The organism is Proteus vulgaris (assembly GCF_016647575.1).
GTDB lineage: Bacteria > Pseudomonadota > Gammaproteobacteria > Enterobacterales > Enterobacteriaceae > Proteus > Proteus mirabilis_B.
Genome location: NZ_CP032663.1, coordinates 1,724,915 through 1,740,639, shown reverse-complemented (window position 1 = coordinate 1,740,639; position 15,725 = coordinate 1,724,915). Strand labels below are relative to the sequence as shown.

Genomic DNA, 15,725 nt, shown 5'->3' with positions numbered 1-15,725 from the left:
TACTCAGAATTTGGTTAATAGTTAACCGACGCTATGCTCTAAGCTGATTGCTAATAATTTTTGTGCTTCCACAGCAAATTCCAGCGGTAATTCTGAGAACACATCTTTACAAAATCCGTTTACAATCATTGAGATTGCATCATCTTCACTTAATCCACGCTGGCGACAATAGAACAACTGATCTTCACCAATACGTGACGTTGTCGCTTCGTGCTCAAGCTGTGCTGAATTATTCATTACCTCAACATAAGGGAAAGTATGCGCACCGCACTGTGTACCAATTAACATGGAGTCACACTGGGTAAAGTTACGAGCATTTTGTGCACCAGGAAGTACTTTTACGAGCCCACGGTAACTGTTTTGACTTTTACCCGCAGAAATACCTTTAGAGATAATGGTTGATTTGGTATTTTTGCCGATATGGATCATCTTAGTCCCCGTATCTGCTTGTTGGTTGCCATTCGTTAAAGCAACCGAGAAGAATTCAGCGGTGGAATTATCCCCTTTTAAAATCACACTTGGATATTTCCATGTGATTGCAGATCCTGTCTCTGATTGCGTCCATGACATTTTTGCGTTTTCGCCTTCACAAATAGCGCGCTTAGTCACAAAGTTAAGGATACCGCCTTCACTGTCGCCACCAGAGAACCAGTTTTGCACTGTAGAATATTTTACTTCAGCATCTTTATGGATAATGACTTCAACCACAGCAGCATGAAGCTGATAGCTATCACGAACAGGTGCTGAACAACCTTCGATATAACTAACATAACTGCCTTCATCAGCAACCAGAATTGTTCGTTCGAATTGACCCGTTTGAGCCGCATTAATACGGAAATAAGTCGATAACTCCATTGGGCAACGAACCCCTTTGGGAATATAGACAAAGGTACCATCAGATGCGACCGCAGCATTCAGCGCAGCAAAGTAATTATCATGGCTTGAGACAACGGTGCCTAAATATTGGCGCACTAAATCAGGGTATTCTTGAATAGCCTCGCTAAATGAACAGAAAATAATGCCATGTTCAGCAAGCTCTTCACGATATGTTGTTGAAACAGAAACAGAGTCAAAAATGGCATCAACAGCAACAGCTTGCCCTTCTCTTACAGGCACTCCGAGTTGGTTAAAAGCATCTTCAACTTCTTTGGTTAAATAATCCTGTGCAGCTTGTTTATCGCTCGTAACAGCTTCATTTGTGCCACCAGCACAACTGCCGTTAGCACAACATGAACTACAAGATGGTGCTGAGTAATAGCTATAATCTTGATAATTAAGCGATGGATAATCTGCTTTTAGCCAATGTGGCTCTTCCATTTCTAACCAATGGCGATAAGCATCTAAACGAAATTCCAGCATCCACTCTGGTTCGTTTCTTTTTGCCGATATTGCACGTACAACCGCTTCATTTAATCCTTTTTCTAAGGTGTCGGTTGAGATATCGGTATAAAAACCTTCTTTATAGTGGTGATCGCTTAGCCATCCCTGAACTTCATCACCAATTTCAACATTGCTCTGAGACATAATCTGACTTCACTATGTTATACCCCGAAGCTCTCACCACATCCGCAGACGTTTTGAGCTTTAGGATTATTAAATTTAAACATTTGATTAAGTCCTTCACGAACATAATCAACAACCAACCCATCGATAAATGGCATTGCTTTTAATGAAACAAAGAGTTTTGCGCCATTATGTTCATAAACAAGATCATCATCATTTGGGGCAGTAGCGAGTTCAATAACATAACCATACCCTGTACAACCGGAGGGTTTGATACTTAAGGAAAGCCCTTGTTTTTCAGGGTTTTTCTCAACCAAATGGCAGATATGCTTTGCCGCATTATCCGTTAATACAATGCCTTGCCAAGCTGTGTCATTAAGAGAAAAAGTTTCAACGTTGTTTGTCATTTCTGACCTCATTTCGAAAGGAGATTGATATCTTTCCTGACACTAATGGTAATGATAACCCTTATCACTTCAACCATGTCTTTTGAAAGGATATTCCGTAAATGTGTATTTTTTGTTCTATTTTTGCACTCATTTTGTTAACAATACATGTTAACGCAATGTAATATAACACTTTTATATTTTTTCATTCTAAAAAATAAAACTTTTAATTTTTCTTATATTTCGCACAATACGCACATAAGTTGCAAAATAAATACACTTTATATGTTATCACTGAAATTTAGAGAAAAAAGCATAAAAATGTGCTTTTACATCTCGCTTATTGAGCCTATTCACATTCATTTTTATGCTTTGATGAGGAATAAGATAGCACCACTTATATGATGACCTCTTATTGGTTTGTGTGCTCTTTGATGTTATTTATTAATAGTGATGGTTTGAATATATTTGTTTGTACATTCAAGAATTTGACTGTTTTTTTGTTTGTCCGATTGGCTATTGAAGTTGCTAATCAGTTGCAATTGCCATACTCGATTCGTTTTAAGATCAGCCGCTAAAATACCTTCATAACTCACGTTCTCTTTTGCATATTTCCCTTCAAAAAAGACATGTCGACTTTCCACATTTGGAATAGTTAATGGTTTTATCGATGTAGATATTTCATTCATACCATCTATGATGGCGATATTATCTACAATACCTTGCGCTCCTGCATCTACATCGTAACTCATTGCATCGATCATTTTAAAATAAACCAGACGAACCTCTGTCAAATCACAAATGGGTTCTGATTTATAAACCATCATTTCCGTTGTGACATCCTGAATATTATCTGGTAATGATTTAAAATAATTTTCAGTATCTTCTCTGCTCATGGAAAACGAAGTGGGATAAGCCATATTAAAACCAGAAACAGTTTGTACCGAAATATTACTTATATCATTACTCGTTTCAGAGGTAGAATTATTATCGCACCCACTGATTAATAAACCTGCAATTAATAATACTGTGGTGTTAAATTTAGAAATAGTAAACATTATTGATCGTCTTATCTTTTATTATGAAGATAATGATTATCATTAAAAATAAAATCTAAATAAAGAAGTAATTCTATTTTCTCTCTCTATTTTTATTTTTTTGACATTATCTATAAACACAAAAAACGCACAAAGCGAGTATTTCACTCTGTGCGTTTGTCTTTTTTATTCTTTAAGAAATAACAGATGTCGTTAATCTAGAAATACACACTTGACGATCTTCATCATCAAAGATTTCTATTGACCAGACTTGGTGTGAACGTCCTAAATGAATCGGTTTGCATACACCTCTTACCTTGCCTTCTCTCGCTGAACGAATATGATTAGCATTAATTTCTAAACCCACAATTTTCTGTTCACCTTCGGTACAAAGATAACCCGCAACAGAGCCCAATGTTTCAGCTAAAACAACAGAAGCACCACCATGTAAAAGCCCTAAAGGTTGCTTAGTGCGGTGATCAACTGGCATTGTTCCTTCAAGATAATCATCCCCGAGGCACGTTAATTCAATACCTAAATGGCTCATCATATTGTTTTGGCCAATATGATTAAGATGCTCGATTGTCGTTTCACGTTTCCATATCATGGCATAATCTCCAAAAGTGCCTGTAGTGGGTGTTTTAGCTCAATATTATCAATACGTTTTACTTGACTACGACACGAATATCCTGTGCTTAAGCAACGCATTGTTGGTAATGTTTTTAGTGCATTACCCCATGAGAGTTGGTAAATGCCCAACGAGTTTTCATAATTGTTCAGTTCATGTCCATAAGTACCTGCCATTCCACAACATCCAGTGCTCACAAATTCGAGTTGCTGCCCATAACGTTGGAAAATAGCCTGCCACTGTTTCATACTTTGTGGTAGCGCCGTCACTTCTGTACAGTGCCCGAAAAGATACCATTTTTCAGCATCATCGCGAACTGCTATTGGCTCAGATACTAATTTACTTAGCCATTCATGAACAAGTTGAACATTAAAATCCCCACGCTTATCACCCAGTATTTCACGATATTCATCGCGATAACAAAGCACTAATGCAGGATCAACTCCCACCATTGGAATATCTAATTTTGCAACACGATTAAGCATGGTTGACGTTTTTTGTGCCGTTTTACTAAATTGCTGTAAAAAACCTTTAATATGCTGCGCTTTTCCATTAGGCGAAAATGGCAGCAAAACAGGTTTAAATCCAATTTTTTCAATTAGTTTGATAAAATCGGCAACCACTTTTGCATCGTAATAACTGGTAAACGGATCTTGCACCACCAGCACATGATGACTTCGTTGCTTTTCAGATAAACGCTCTAAGTCTTCTAGCGTCATATCTAACGCTTTGTGCCCAGCCAATTGCTGTCTTAATGTAGGTGATGACAACAAAGGTAAATCAACCATTCCTATCGTGTGTTTACTTAATGATTGCACCAACGGTTGCTTCATAAAAAAGTTAAAGAATCCCGGTGCTTTCGCCATAATCGGCGTTGTTAATTCAACATTCGCGACAATATGATCTTTTAACGGGCGTAAATAACGCTGGTGATAAAGTTCAGTAAACTTAGAACGAAATGATGGCACATCAATTTTAATCGGGCATTGCGTTGAACAGGCTTTACAAGCCAAGCAACCATTCATAGCCGCTTTCACTTCATGAGAAAAGTCATATTCGCCACGTTTAGCTTTCCATGTATTACGTGTTTTCTCAATTAAACCTCTTAAACTAGGTTTATTATTTTCAAGGCTAGATTCAAGTTGTTTTGGGCTAACGCCTTGCTCTGTTAATAAGCGTAACCACTCTCTTACAAGTGCGGCTCGTCCTTTAGGTGAATGAATGCGTTGCCCGCTGATTTTCATTGAAGGACACATTGGACTTTTGGCATCAAAGTTAAAGCAAAGCCCATTACCATTACAATCCAGTGCGCCTTTGAAATCTTGACGCACAGACAAAGGGATTGTGCGATCAAAAGTGCCTCGTTTGATGGTATCAACTTGCTTCATGGGTTCATCGACCTCTAATGGAGGACATATTTTCCCAGGATTCAATCTATTTCGAGGATCGAACACCGTTTTGATTTGACGCAGTTCATGATAAAGCGTTTCACCGAAAAATTCGGGGCTGTATTGCGCTCTAAAGCCTTTTCCATGTTCACCCCAGAGTAACCCACCATATTTGGCTGTTAACGTGACAATGTCGTCTGAGATAGATTTCATCAATAATTCTTGTTGTGGATCGCACATATCAAGAGCAGGTCTTACGTGCAACACACCGGCATCAACATGCCCAAACATGCCATAATTGAGCTGATGACTATCAAGTAATGCTCTAAATTCGGTAATATAATCAGCAAGATGTTCTGGTGGCACACAGGTATCTTCTACAAAAGGAATTGGCTTTGCTTGTCCTTTGGCGTTACCTAATAAACCGACCGCTTTTTTACGCATGGCATAAATACGGTTAATGTCCGCCAAATCTTCACAGACTTGATAACCGATAACACCGCCCTGACCTTCTTTCATTAATGAATCTAAGCGCTGGCATAATGATGCAACTTGTGAAGCAATAAGGTTTTCATCATCACCCGCAAATTCAACAATATTAAGTCCTTGCATATCTTTATCGGGTATATCTGTAATCAGCTCTTTCACGGAGTGCCACACGATATCTTCACGGGCGAGATTTAATACTTTTGAATCAACCGTTTCAACAGAAAGTGCATTCGCTTTAACTAAAAAAGGTGCGTTACGCAATGCAGAGTCAAAAGAATCGTATTTTACGTTGACTAAACTGCGCTGTTTGGGAATTGGCGTAATATCCAGTGTCGCTTCAGTAATAAAAGCGAGTGTGCCTTCAGAGCCTGTTAAAATTCTCGTTAAATCAAATCGTTTCATGTCATCACTAAAGACATGACGCAAATCATACCCTGTTAAAAAGCGATTTAATTTAGGAAATTTTTCAAGAATGAGCTTTCGTTGCTCTTTACAACGAGATAAAACGGTACGGTAAACTTTACCTATTGCGGAGCTTTCTTGGGCAATATTTTCGGCTAGCGCTGTATCCATAGCGCGCGTTTCAAGCAGTTCGCCACCTAACAAAACTGCCCTAACACCAAGAACGTGATCAGAGGTTTTACCATAAACCATTGAACCTTGTCCTGATGCATCGGTATTAATCATTCCACCTAATGTGGCACGATTACTGGTAGATAGCTCAGGTGCGAAAAAGAAGCCATAAGGTTTTAAAAAGAGATTTAACTCATCTTTTATCACCCCTGCTTCCACTTTTACCCAACGCTCCTGCGGATTTATCTCGATAATACGCTTCATATAGCGAGATAAATCAACCACAATACCATCCGTTAACGCTTGGCCATTGGTGCCTGTACCGCCCCCTCTAGGAGTCAGAGAGAGTGAATGAAATCGAGGTTCATCAACTAAGCGAGCAATAATAGTTACATCAGCTGTTGAGCGAGGAAAAACAACAGCCTGTGGCAATAACTGGTAAATACTATTATCTGTTGCCATAGTGAGTCTGTCAGCGTAACTGCTGGAGATATCACCGGTGAAACCGTTTTTTAGAAGAGTATCAAGAAATTCTGTTGTGAGTTCACTGACTTGCGGTGCTTGCGATATACGTGGGATCATTTGTTATAGCTCTTTAATCTAATAGTCCACATTGCTTAATTTTAGATGTTGAAATGTATGCTAAGAGGTACTTTGCCTCATTTTGTACTTTCAGACCGATACCTGTTCACCTTATCATACAATTCTGGCAAATTGCGTAGTGATATAAACAACGTGATATTTGCAATGTTTATTCATCTGCTTCTAGCATTTTTATTCGTGTAGGGATTTAAAACCATGGAAAAACCGCAGATCCATACAGATATACCCAAAGTTTTATTCACAGTTCTTTTTATTTCTTTTTTTATTATTGCCAGTTTTTGGATACTAAATCCCTTTATTGTGGGTTTCATTTGGGCTGGAATGATTGTTGTTGCAACGTGGCCTTTACTTCTTATTATTGAAAAGCGGGTAAAATATCGTTGGCTATCAACCATGATAATGATGATTTTGATATTACTGATCTTCGTTATCCCTATTATCTTATTAATTAGTAGTGTTATTGATAATAGTGCGCCTTTAATAGAATTAGCAAAATCACCTTCGAGTATTCAGCCACCTCAACTATTATGGCTTAACGATATCCCAATGATAGGGAGCAAGCTTTATGATACATGGCATTCTATCCTTGTCTCTGGCGGTAACGCGTTAATCTCAAAAATCCAACCTTATGTCGGACAAGCTGCAAACTGGTTTTTTGCTCAAGCATTAAATATTGGTCGATTTGCCTTACATTTGGGTGTGATGTTGTTATTTTCTGGCTTACTGTTTTTACAAGGCGAAAATGTCGTATCTTGGTTACGCCATTTTGCCATTCGTTTAGCTGGTCAGCGTGGTGATGCTGCAATCTTACTTGCATCCATGTCTATTCGCGCTGTCGCATTAGGCGTGGTTTTAACCGCCTTAATTCAAGCGATTGTTGGTGGTATCGGTCTCGCAGTGTCTGGCGTACCTTATGCTACTGTATTAACCGTTATTATGTTTATTTGCTGCCTTGCTCAAATAGGTCCTTTATTAGTATTGATCCCTTCCATTTTATGGCTATTTTGGACAGGTGATACCACTTGGGGCATTGTTATGGTGATTTGGGGTGGCGCGGTTGCGACAATGGATGGTGTATTACGACCTTATTTAATCAAGATGGGCGCTGATTTGCCTATGGTATTAATTCTTACTGGTGTTATTGGTGGGATTTTAACATTAGGTATGATTGGGTTATTTATTGGTCCTGTTGTTCTTGCTGTTGCACATAGCTTATTAAATGCATGGATTAATGAAGTACCAAAACCTAATCCTGATTTAACTGAAACAGTAGAATTTATGAATAAAAACTTTATCGAAAAAGAATAAATAATAATGGAGCATGTAAGTGTAGCTACTTACATGCTCTAAAAATAACAGAGTAAGGTTTAATAAAGATTATCAATTTAGGAATAAATCATTATATTTTTATATTAAAACTTACAATTTGAAACAAATTACATTTTTTTAAACCTGTTTGTTACCAGCAAGTTATATTCACTTTCAAATAAGCCTATATTCTTTTTATTGAGATAATTCTTAGAGCATAATTAACGCATTTCTCTTAATATAAATATCAACGAAACAAATGTTTCATCGAATTAATAATTTCGCCTTTCATATTAATAGATTAATTGGCGAGATTAAAGAATATAAAATATTGCTGTGTGTAGTCTTTGCCTGTCAGCCCATGATAGGCTTTTTTTTTGCCTATTATTTAATAATTGTATAAAAAAAGCTCACATTATATTGTGAGCTTTTATTTATAGCGATGATATTAATTCTATTGTGCTAATTTTACCCAAGTTTTAATTACAGTATCTGGGTTTAAAGATAAACTATCAATTCCCTCTTCCATTAGCCATTGTGCGAAATCTTCATGATCAGAAGGTCCCTGACCACAAATACCCACATATTTTCCATTACGTTTAGCGGCTTGGATCGCCATTGATAACAATGCTTTCACTGCATCATTGCGTTCATCAAACAGTGCAGAAACCACACCTGAATCTCGGTCAAGACCTAATGTTAATTGGGTCATATCGTTAGAGCCGATAGAGAAACCATCAAAGTGTTCTAAGAATTTATCTGCTAATAAGGCATTTGATGGAATTTCACACATCATAATGACTTTTAAGCCATTCTCACCACGTTTCAAACCATTTGCCGCTAATTCGTCAATAACTTCTTCAGCTTGGCGTACAGTACGAACAAATGGGATCATAACTTCAACGTTTTCTAAACCCATATCATTACGAACACGTTTTACCGCCTCACACTCAAGCGAGAAACAGCGACGGAAATCGTCAGAAACATAACGACCCGCACCACGGAATCCTAACATTGGGTTTTCTTCATCTGGCTCATAACGATCGCCACCTACTAAATTGGCATATTCGTTAGATTTAAAGTCAGATAAACGAACAATAACGCGTTTAGGCCAGAATGCCGCTGCTAATGTTGCAATCCCTTCCGTTAATTTACTAATGTAATACTCAACTGGAGATTCATAGCCAGCCATCATTTCATTGATTTCAGCTTTCAGTGCTTCAGTTTGGTCGTCATACTCTAGTAATGCGCGAGGATGCACACCAATCATGCGGTTAATAATAAATTCTAAACGCGCAAGACCGACACCATCATTTGGTAAGCCTGCAAAATCGAATGCACGATCAGGATTGCCGACGTTCATCATGATTTTGAGCCCTAATTCAGGCATATTATCGATTGCGGAGCTCTGAATAGAGAAATCCAGTTTTCCATCGTAAACAAATCCTGTATCACCTTCAGCACAAGAAACAGTTACAACTTGTCCTTCCGCAATACATTCTGTTGCATCACCACAACCTACAACAGCTGGAATACCTAATTCACGAGCAATAATAGCTGCGTGACAAGTTCTACCACCACGATTAGTTACAATCGCAGAAGCTTTCTTCATGATAGGTTCCCAATCTGGGTCTGTCATGTCAGTAACCAGCACATCACCCGCTTCAATTCTATCCATTTCACTTAAGTTATGGATAACTTTGACGGCACCCGTACCAATACGATGACCAATAGCACGGCCTTCAATAATAACAGAGCCACTTTCATTTAATTGATAGCGCTCCATAACTTGTTGGTTAGAACGAACTGTTTCTGGGCGAGCCTGAACGATGTATAAACGACCATTATGTCCATCTTTAGCCCATTCGATATCCATTGGACGACCATAGTGGCGTTCAATCAATACAGCTTGTTTAGCCAGCTCTTGAACTTCATGATCAGTCAAAGAGAAACGATTGCGCAGTGACTCTGGCGTATCTTCGATACGGACTTGTTTACCATGTTCAACGCTGTCTGCGTAAACCATTTGGATCTTTTTAGAGCCAAGATTACGACGAACAATAGAAGGTAGACCTTTTGCTAAAGTTGGCTTGTGTACATAAAACTCATCTGGGTTAACAGCACCCTGTACAACCATTTCACCTAAACCATAAGCTGATGTAATAAAGACAACTTGATCAAAGCCAGATTCAGTATCGATGGTAAACATCACACCTGAAGAAGCAAGATCAGAACGTACCATACGTTGAACACCCGCAGATAATGCAACACCACGGTGATCATAACCTTGGTGAACACGATAAGAGATTGCGCGATCGTTAAATAACGAGGCAAATACGTGTTTGATTGCAACGAGTATGGCATCAATACCTTGAACGTTTAAAAACGTCTCTTGTTGACCGGCAAAAGAAGCATCAGGCATATCTTCTGCAGTCGCAGATGAACGAACGGCAAATGAAGCTTCAGATTCACCTTCACTTAATGTGAGATAAGCATCGCGAATATCTTTTTCAAACTGAGGCGTAAAAGGTGTATCAATTACCCACTGGCGAATTTGATTACCTGCTTGAGTCAGTTGATTAACATCATCAACATCAACGCTATCAAGTAATTCATAAATACGCTGATTGATACCGCTCTGTTCCAGAAAATCATTAAACGCTTGCGCTGTGGTAGCAAACCCATTAGGAACAGAAACACCCAGTTCCGCTAGGTTTGTGATCATTTCACCGAGGGAAGCATTTTTCCCACCAACACGATCAACGTCATTCATACCTAATTGGTTATACCAAAGCACATTGCACGGGGTGAGGCTATTGCTGGACATTGAGAACAATCCTTTTTTAAACAATTATGAGAGAGAGAAAAAAAGAAAAACCCGCTGTCAAAACGACAACGTAAATAAGCGTATCACAATGTGATGCTGAATATAGAAAGGTGAATCGATCAACCAGAAAACTTTATTTTTTTATCCTTTATAATCACTAAAAATGCTTTAGATAATATTGTTTGATTTGCTAATTCAGCTAAAAAAAGGTGAGCGTTATGATATTAAGCTTGAATTCTATTAATTGTGATAATAATGAACCCATTGATAGAACAGTCTTTTTTATCTCTGATGGTACAGCGATTACAGCAGAAGTATTAGGCCATGCGGTACTTTCTCAATTTCCATTAAAAATGAAAAGTTATACATTACCTTTTGTTTCTACTGTGGAAAGAGCTGAAGAAATAAAACAGAAAATCTCCGAAATTTATAAAAAGAGTGGTGCTAAGCCTCTTGTCTTTTATTCTATTATCAGCCCTGAAGTTAAACAGATAATAAATAGCAGTGAAGGTTTTTGTCAGGATATTGTGCAATCCCTAGTAATACCACTTGAAAAAGAAGTGGGCATTCAAGCATCGCCAAAATTAAACAAAACTCATGGATTAACCGAAAAAAACCTTAGTAAATACGATGCTCGTATTGCTGCAATCGAATACACCCTTTCCCATGATGATGGCATATCATTACGAAATCTCGACCAAGCTCAAGTGATCTTAATTGGTGTTTCTCGTTGTGGAAAAACGCCCACCAGCCTCTATTTGGCAATGCAATTTGGTATTCAAGCCGCAAACTATCCTTTTACTGCGGATGATATGGATTTCTTAAAACTTCCCGCTGAATTAAAAGAATATCAACATAAATTATTTGGCTTAACCATTGCGCCAGAACGTCTTGCTGCTATCCGAGGTGAGCGTCGCGAAAATAGCCGTTATGCCTCGATTCGCCAATGCAGAATTGAATTAGCTGAAGTGGAAGCCCTTTTTAGAAAAAACAATATTCCTTATCTCAACACCACGAATTATTCTGTTGAAGAAATTTCAACCAAGGTAATTGATTCTATGGGATTAGCGAGAAGAATGTTTTAACTCTTTCTGGCGACTTTTTTATTCGTTTTTCTCTGTGAACGCTGTTGAAATTAGCTGAATTTCGTTTATTGTGATCTTAATCACTGGGTAGATTTACCCTGTATATTTATTGAGATGAATTATGTTAAAGACAGACGAACTACGGACTAAGGTGCTAGACAGTCTGGTAACACCAGAAACCTTAGCAAAAGAGTTCCCCATTTCTGATGAGATAATCCAAAATATCACATCAGCACGTAAACGAATTGAAGCGATCCTTACTGGCGAAGACAAACGACTATTAGTGATTGTAGGGCCTTGCTCTATTCATGATCCTAAAGCCGCCAAAGAGTACGCGACTAAGCTTAATCAGCTAAAAGAACGTTATCATGAGCGCTTAGAAATTGTCATGAGAACCTACTTTGAAAAGCCACGTACAGTCATTGGCTGGAAAGGCTTAATCTCTGATCCTTTCCTTGATAACTCATGCAATGTCAACGAAGGTATTCGCCTTGCGAGAAAGCTATTAATTGAGATAAATGCGTTAGGTTTGCCCACTGCAACTGAATTTCTCGATATGGTCACAGGCCAATATATTGCTGATTTAATTAGTTGGGGGGCTATTGGTGCAAGAACAACTGAAAGCCAAGTTCATCGTGAAATGGCTTCAGCACTCTCTTGCCCTGTGGGTTTTAAAAATGGCACTGATGGTAATACTCGTATTGCCATTGATGCTATTCGCGCTTCTCGTGTAAGTCATACTTTCTTATCGCCTGATAAAAATGGCCGTATGACGATTTACCAAACCAGTGGTAATCCTTATGGTCATATTATTATGCGTGGAGGTAAAAAGCCGAATTATCACGCAAGCGATATCGCTGATGCGGTTGATGCACTAAAGCAAGTGGATTTACCAGAGTATCTTATTATCGATTTTAGTCATGGCAACTGTGAAAAAATTCATCGTCGCCAATTAGAAGTAGCCAGAAATGTTGGTCAGCAAATTAAAGATGGCTCACAAGCGATTGTAGGTGTGATGGCTGAGAGCTTTTTACAAGAAGGCTCACAAAAAGTCGTACAAAATAAACCGCTTAATTATGGACAATCGATCACTGATCCTTGTTTAAGTTGGAATGATACAGAACAACTTCTTGAATTATTAGCACAAGCCGTTGAGAGTCGATTTCAATAAGCTTATTTATTAAGGGGTAATCTTTACCCCTTTTATCTTGTCTTCTATTTTCATCCAAACTCCCCCCCTTTATTAACGTTATATTTTGAGAAAAATATAAGTCTCTTTTATTCCATTGTTTTAATTTTCATCGTATAGCGTTTAGTTATTCACAATATGACTTAAATTTACCTGTTTACGTTAAAAAAAAGCTTGTCTAAACACTTTTGTTAACGATAATGATTATCATAATGATAACGCTTATTACTCTTAGTATATTATGAATAAAAAAGCTAATAATTTGGATAGTTCTTTAACTAAACAAAATTCTCATTCTTCAATAATTCAATCAATCAATAGCATTGAGTTATTGGGTAAAGATGGCGTGGTTTACATTCAACACAACGGAGAGTTGTATCAACTGCGCCAAACAAAGGCAGGAAAATTAATCCTGACTAAATAATCATTTTGACAATAACTTGCAAGCCACCTACTCCCTCAGCTAGGCAGCCAGCTAAATAACTCCATATACAAGGATTTTTTATGGACATTTATGGTATGTGTATGCTGAAAAAACATTTCAAATATTCAGGTATAGCGACAGCTCTTTGCTTGTTGTACACCCCTATTGCCTCTGCACAATCAGACAATACAGAGATGGACTCTCTTACGGTTCTCGGTCATTCCATTGATAAAACAAATCACGATTTTCATTCCATTCTTGATAGTTCGACACCTCAAGCACAAACCGCATCAACTACTGGTGAAATGCTAAATAAAGTGGCTGGTGCAACCCTATCAGGAACAGGTGTCACGAATGGCGCGAACATCCTTATGCGTGGCTACGACCAAAAAGGCGTTAAGATCTTAGTCGATGGTATCGAGCAACCTTTAGAAAATACTATCAACAACTTAGGTGGTATTTTTCTTGATCCTTCATTAGTGAAACGCATTGATATAAAACATGGTTCATCCCCTGTATTACACGGTAATGGGGCAATGGGCGGTGTTGTTTCGTTTCAAACGCTTGATCCTCGCAGCTTATTGAAAATAGATGAAAAACTCAGTGCTAAATTATTTACCTCACTTTCATCCGCAGATAAGCACTTCACTTATGGGGGGATTATTGCAGGGCGACACGATATTGCCGAAGGTTTATTTGCTTACAGTCAGCGCCAACGGGGTCCTATTCGCTTAGCGAATGGTGATAAACTCGAAAACCACGAACATATTAACAACTTTTTTGCTAAAGCTTATCTCTACCCAACTGAAAACCAAACTTTCATTTTTTCAGCACGACATTATGAGAATAAAGGTACTCAGCGAGAAGTTTTACATCGCATGGGTGGATTTGGTAAGAACGAAAGTAACCAAGTAGAACGCCAATCTAAACAGAAAAATTATTCTGTCACTTATCATTATGAGCCTGAAACACAGAGTTGGGTTAATTTAACCAGTCATTTGTATTACTCACAATTCAATATTAATCAAATATTTTTAACCGATACTTCCCTTTCTGATTATCAACGTAGAAAAAACCAACAAGGGAAAATAGGTAGAAATGAAGATCGGACACAATTAACTTATGGGTTAAAAATTGAGAATAGTTCTCAACTTTCCTATTCAGATAAATTAAATCAAAAAATCATTTTAGGTTCAGAAGCTTATCAACAAAAAATGGTTTCCAACCAAGCGGCAAAAAACTTCCCTCTCGCAAAAATGGTTTATGTTGCTGGTTGGGTGGAAAGTCAGCTCTCGACACCACATTTACCTTTAGCATTAACAACAGGTTTGCGTTATCACTATTATAAAAACAAACCTCAAAGTGAGTTAAATTCACTTTTAGAGGATTTTAAACAACATAAACCCGATTTTCATCAAACAAGTGAAAGTGATATTAGTAAAAATATTGCTCTAACCTTTACACCAACACAATGGTTACAGCTCTATACTTCATATTCAACCAATATGAGAGTGCCAACGCTAAATGAAATGTTTAACGACTCTCTTCATTTTGAAATACCCGCTATTTTTGGTCGTACTGCAAAAGGATTTTGGATCCCAAATCCTAATCTGAGCCCTGAAAAAAATCGCACTTGGGAATATGGTGGAAAACTGACTTTTTCACACTTATTAGCATCTGATGATGAATTTTCTCTGAATGCGGCTTATTTTGATACGAAAGCGATAGACTATATTACGTATGATATTTGGGATGCTCGTGTATTAACGAAAAAGCTTCATCTGCAAGCCATTAATATTCCTCAAGCACTTATCGACGGTGTTGATCTCGGCTTACGTTATTCACATCCATTAATTTCTATTGGGCTAGGTTATAACCGTACTCGAACCCTTGAATTAACTACGCATGAAACTATTTCGCCTGTTCGCCCTGAAGTACTCACAACCTTTATTCAACTTCCTATTGCTAAAACTCCCTTCTCATTAGGGTGGTCAGGAAAATTTGCCAGTGCAACAGAAAATAAAGGTACACACAAAGGAAGAGCACCTCACGTAAAAGGCAAAACAACCAATCGAATGCAAGAGCTTATTGCTCAATATCCGGGCTATGGCATTCACGATTTCTCAATTAGTTATCAATCTCAAAACAATAAAGATATTCAAGCTGCGTTGGTACTCGCGAATGCCTTTAATCGAGAATATTTCTCGGCATTAGGTGTGCCACAAGAAGGCAGAAATATCAAAATGTCCGTCAGTTATCGCTGGTAGATGAGGAGCAATGATTTA

The 15,725-nt window shown here is 38.0% G+C and carries 11 protein-coding genes; 5 read left to right on the top strand and 6 right to left on the bottom strand.

The features are described from left to right. Positions 1-21: 21 nt before the first annotated feature. The 5 genes from sufB to D7029_RS08055 form a co-directional block, all read right to left on the bottom strand. Positions 22-1,524, bottom strand: a complete 1,503-nt coding sequence (gene sufB / locus D7029_RS08075; RefSeq protein ID WP_075673222.1) for a Fe-S cluster assembly protein SufB — start codon at positions 1,522-1,524, stop codon at positions 22-24. Between the two features lie 17 nt (positions 1,525-1,541). Continuing rightward, complete coding sequence (sufA, locus tag D7029_RS08070) at positions 1,542-1,910, bottom strand: Fe-S cluster assembly scaffold SufA (RefSeq protein ID WP_036913225.1); 369 nt, start codon at positions 1,908-1,910, stop codon at positions 1,542-1,544. A 416-nt stretch (positions 1,911-2,326) separates the two neighbouring features. Then, positions 2,327-2,947 carry a hypothetical protein gene (locus D7029_RS08065; protein ID WP_194952367.1) on the bottom strand — a complete coding sequence of 207 codons (621 nt, stop codon included), beginning with the start codon at positions 2,945-2,947 and terminating at the stop codon, positions 2,327-2,329. Between the two features lie 172 nt (positions 2,948-3,119). After that, complete coding sequence (gene menI, locus D7029_RS08060) at positions 3,120-3,533, bottom strand: 1,4-dihydroxy-2-naphthoyl-CoA hydrolase (protein ID WP_072070326.1); 414 nt, start codon at positions 3,531-3,533, stop codon at positions 3,120-3,122. Next, positions 3,530-6,586 (bottom strand): FAD-binding and (Fe-S)-binding domain-containing protein, encoded by a 3,057-nt coding sequence (locus D7029_RS08055; RefSeq protein ID WP_194952366.1) that lies wholly within the window; start codon positions 6,584-6,586, stop codon positions 3,530-3,532. Before D7029_RS08055 ends, menI begins: the two co-directional genes overlap by 4 nt. A 216-nt stretch (positions 6,587-6,802) precedes the next feature. Between D7029_RS08055 and ydiK the strand changes: the two genes are divergently transcribed. Next, complete coding sequence (gene ydiK / locus D7029_RS08050; RefSeq protein WP_088495765.1) at positions 6,803-7,915, top strand: AI-2E family transporter YdiK; 1,113 nt, start codon at positions 6,803-6,805, stop codon at positions 7,913-7,915. Positions 7,916-8,369: 454 nt separating this feature from the next. Here ydiK and ppsA read toward each other — a convergent pair whose 3' ends face one another. Beyond that, entirely contained in the window at positions 8,370-10,742 is a 2,373-nt protein-coding gene (gene ppsA, locus D7029_RS08045; RefSeq protein WP_194952365.1) for a phosphoenolpyruvate synthase, read from the bottom strand. Positions 10,743-10,960: 218 nt separating this feature from the next. Between ppsA and D7029_RS08040 the strand changes: the two genes are divergently transcribed. From D7029_RS08040 to D7029_RS08025, 4 genes are all read left to right on the top strand, one after another. Then, positions 10,961-11,827, top strand: coding sequence for a pyruvate, water dikinase regulatory protein (locus D7029_RS08040; protein ID WP_088495767.1), 867 nt, complete (start codon positions 10,961-10,963; stop codon positions 11,825-11,827). A gap of 121 nt (positions 11,828-11,948) precedes the next feature. Then, on the top strand, positions 11,949-12,998 hold the full coding sequence (locus D7029_RS08035; RefSeq protein WP_194952364.1) for a 3-deoxy-7-phosphoheptulonate synthase: 1,050 nt from the start codon (positions 11,949-11,951) through the stop codon (positions 12,996-12,998). Positions 12,999-13,257: 259 nt separating this feature from the next. Continuing rightward, positions 13,258-13,440 carry a hemin uptake protein HemP gene (hemP, locus tag D7029_RS08030; protein WP_088495769.1) on the top strand — a complete coding sequence of 61 codons (183 nt, stop codon included), beginning with the start codon at positions 13,258-13,260 and terminating at the stop codon, positions 13,438-13,440. Positions 13,441-13,520: 80 nt separating this feature from the next. Next, a complete protein-coding gene (locus D7029_RS08025) occupies positions 13,521-15,707 on the top strand; it encodes a TonB-dependent receptor domain-containing protein (protein ID WP_194952363.1) in 2,187 nt (728 codons plus the stop codon). Positions 15,708-15,725 lie beyond the last annotated feature (18 nt).

Excerpts from the sequence above, each read along its gene's own strand:
- D7029_RS08040 (WP_088495767.1), top strand. The coding sequence starts at position 10,961 with ATGATATTAAGCTTGAATTCTATTAATTGTGATAATAATGAACCCATT.
- D7029_RS08055 (WP_194952366.1), bottom strand. The coding sequence starts at position 6,586 with ATGATCCCACGTATATCGCAAGCACCGCAAGTCAGTGAACTCACAACA.
- D7029_RS08065 (WP_194952367.1), bottom strand. The coding sequence starts at position 2,947 with ATGTTTACTATTTCTAAATTTAACACCACAGTATTATTAATTGCAGGT.
- ydiK (WP_088495765.1), top strand. The coding sequence starts at position 6,803 with ATGGAAAAACCGCAGATCCATACAGATATACCCAAAGTTTTATTCACA.
- menI (WP_072070326.1), bottom strand. The coding sequence starts at position 3,533 with ATGATATGGAAACGTGAAACGACAATCGAGCATCTTAATCATATTGGC.
- D7029_RS08025 (WP_194952363.1), top strand. The coding sequence starts at position 13,521 with ATGGACATTTATGGTATGTGTATGCTGAAAAAACATTTCAAATATTCA.
- hemP (WP_088495769.1), top strand. The coding sequence starts at position 13,258 with ATGAATAAAAAAGCTAATAATTTGGATAGTTCTTTAACTAAACAAAAT.
- D7029_RS08035 (WP_194952364.1), top strand. The coding sequence starts at position 11,949 with ATGTTAAAGACAGACGAACTACGGACTAAGGTGCTAGACAGTCTGGTA.
- sufA (WP_036913225.1), bottom strand. The coding sequence starts at position 1,910 with ATGACAAACAACGTTGAAACTTTTTCTCTTAATGACACAGCTTGGCAA.
- ppsA (WP_194952365.1), bottom strand. The coding sequence starts at position 10,742 with ATGTCCAGCAATAGCCTCACCCCGTGCAATGTGCTTTGGTATAACCAA.
- sufB (WP_075673222.1), bottom strand. The coding sequence starts at position 1,524 with ATGTCTCAGAGCAATGTTGAAATTGGTGATGAAGTTCAGGGATGGCTA.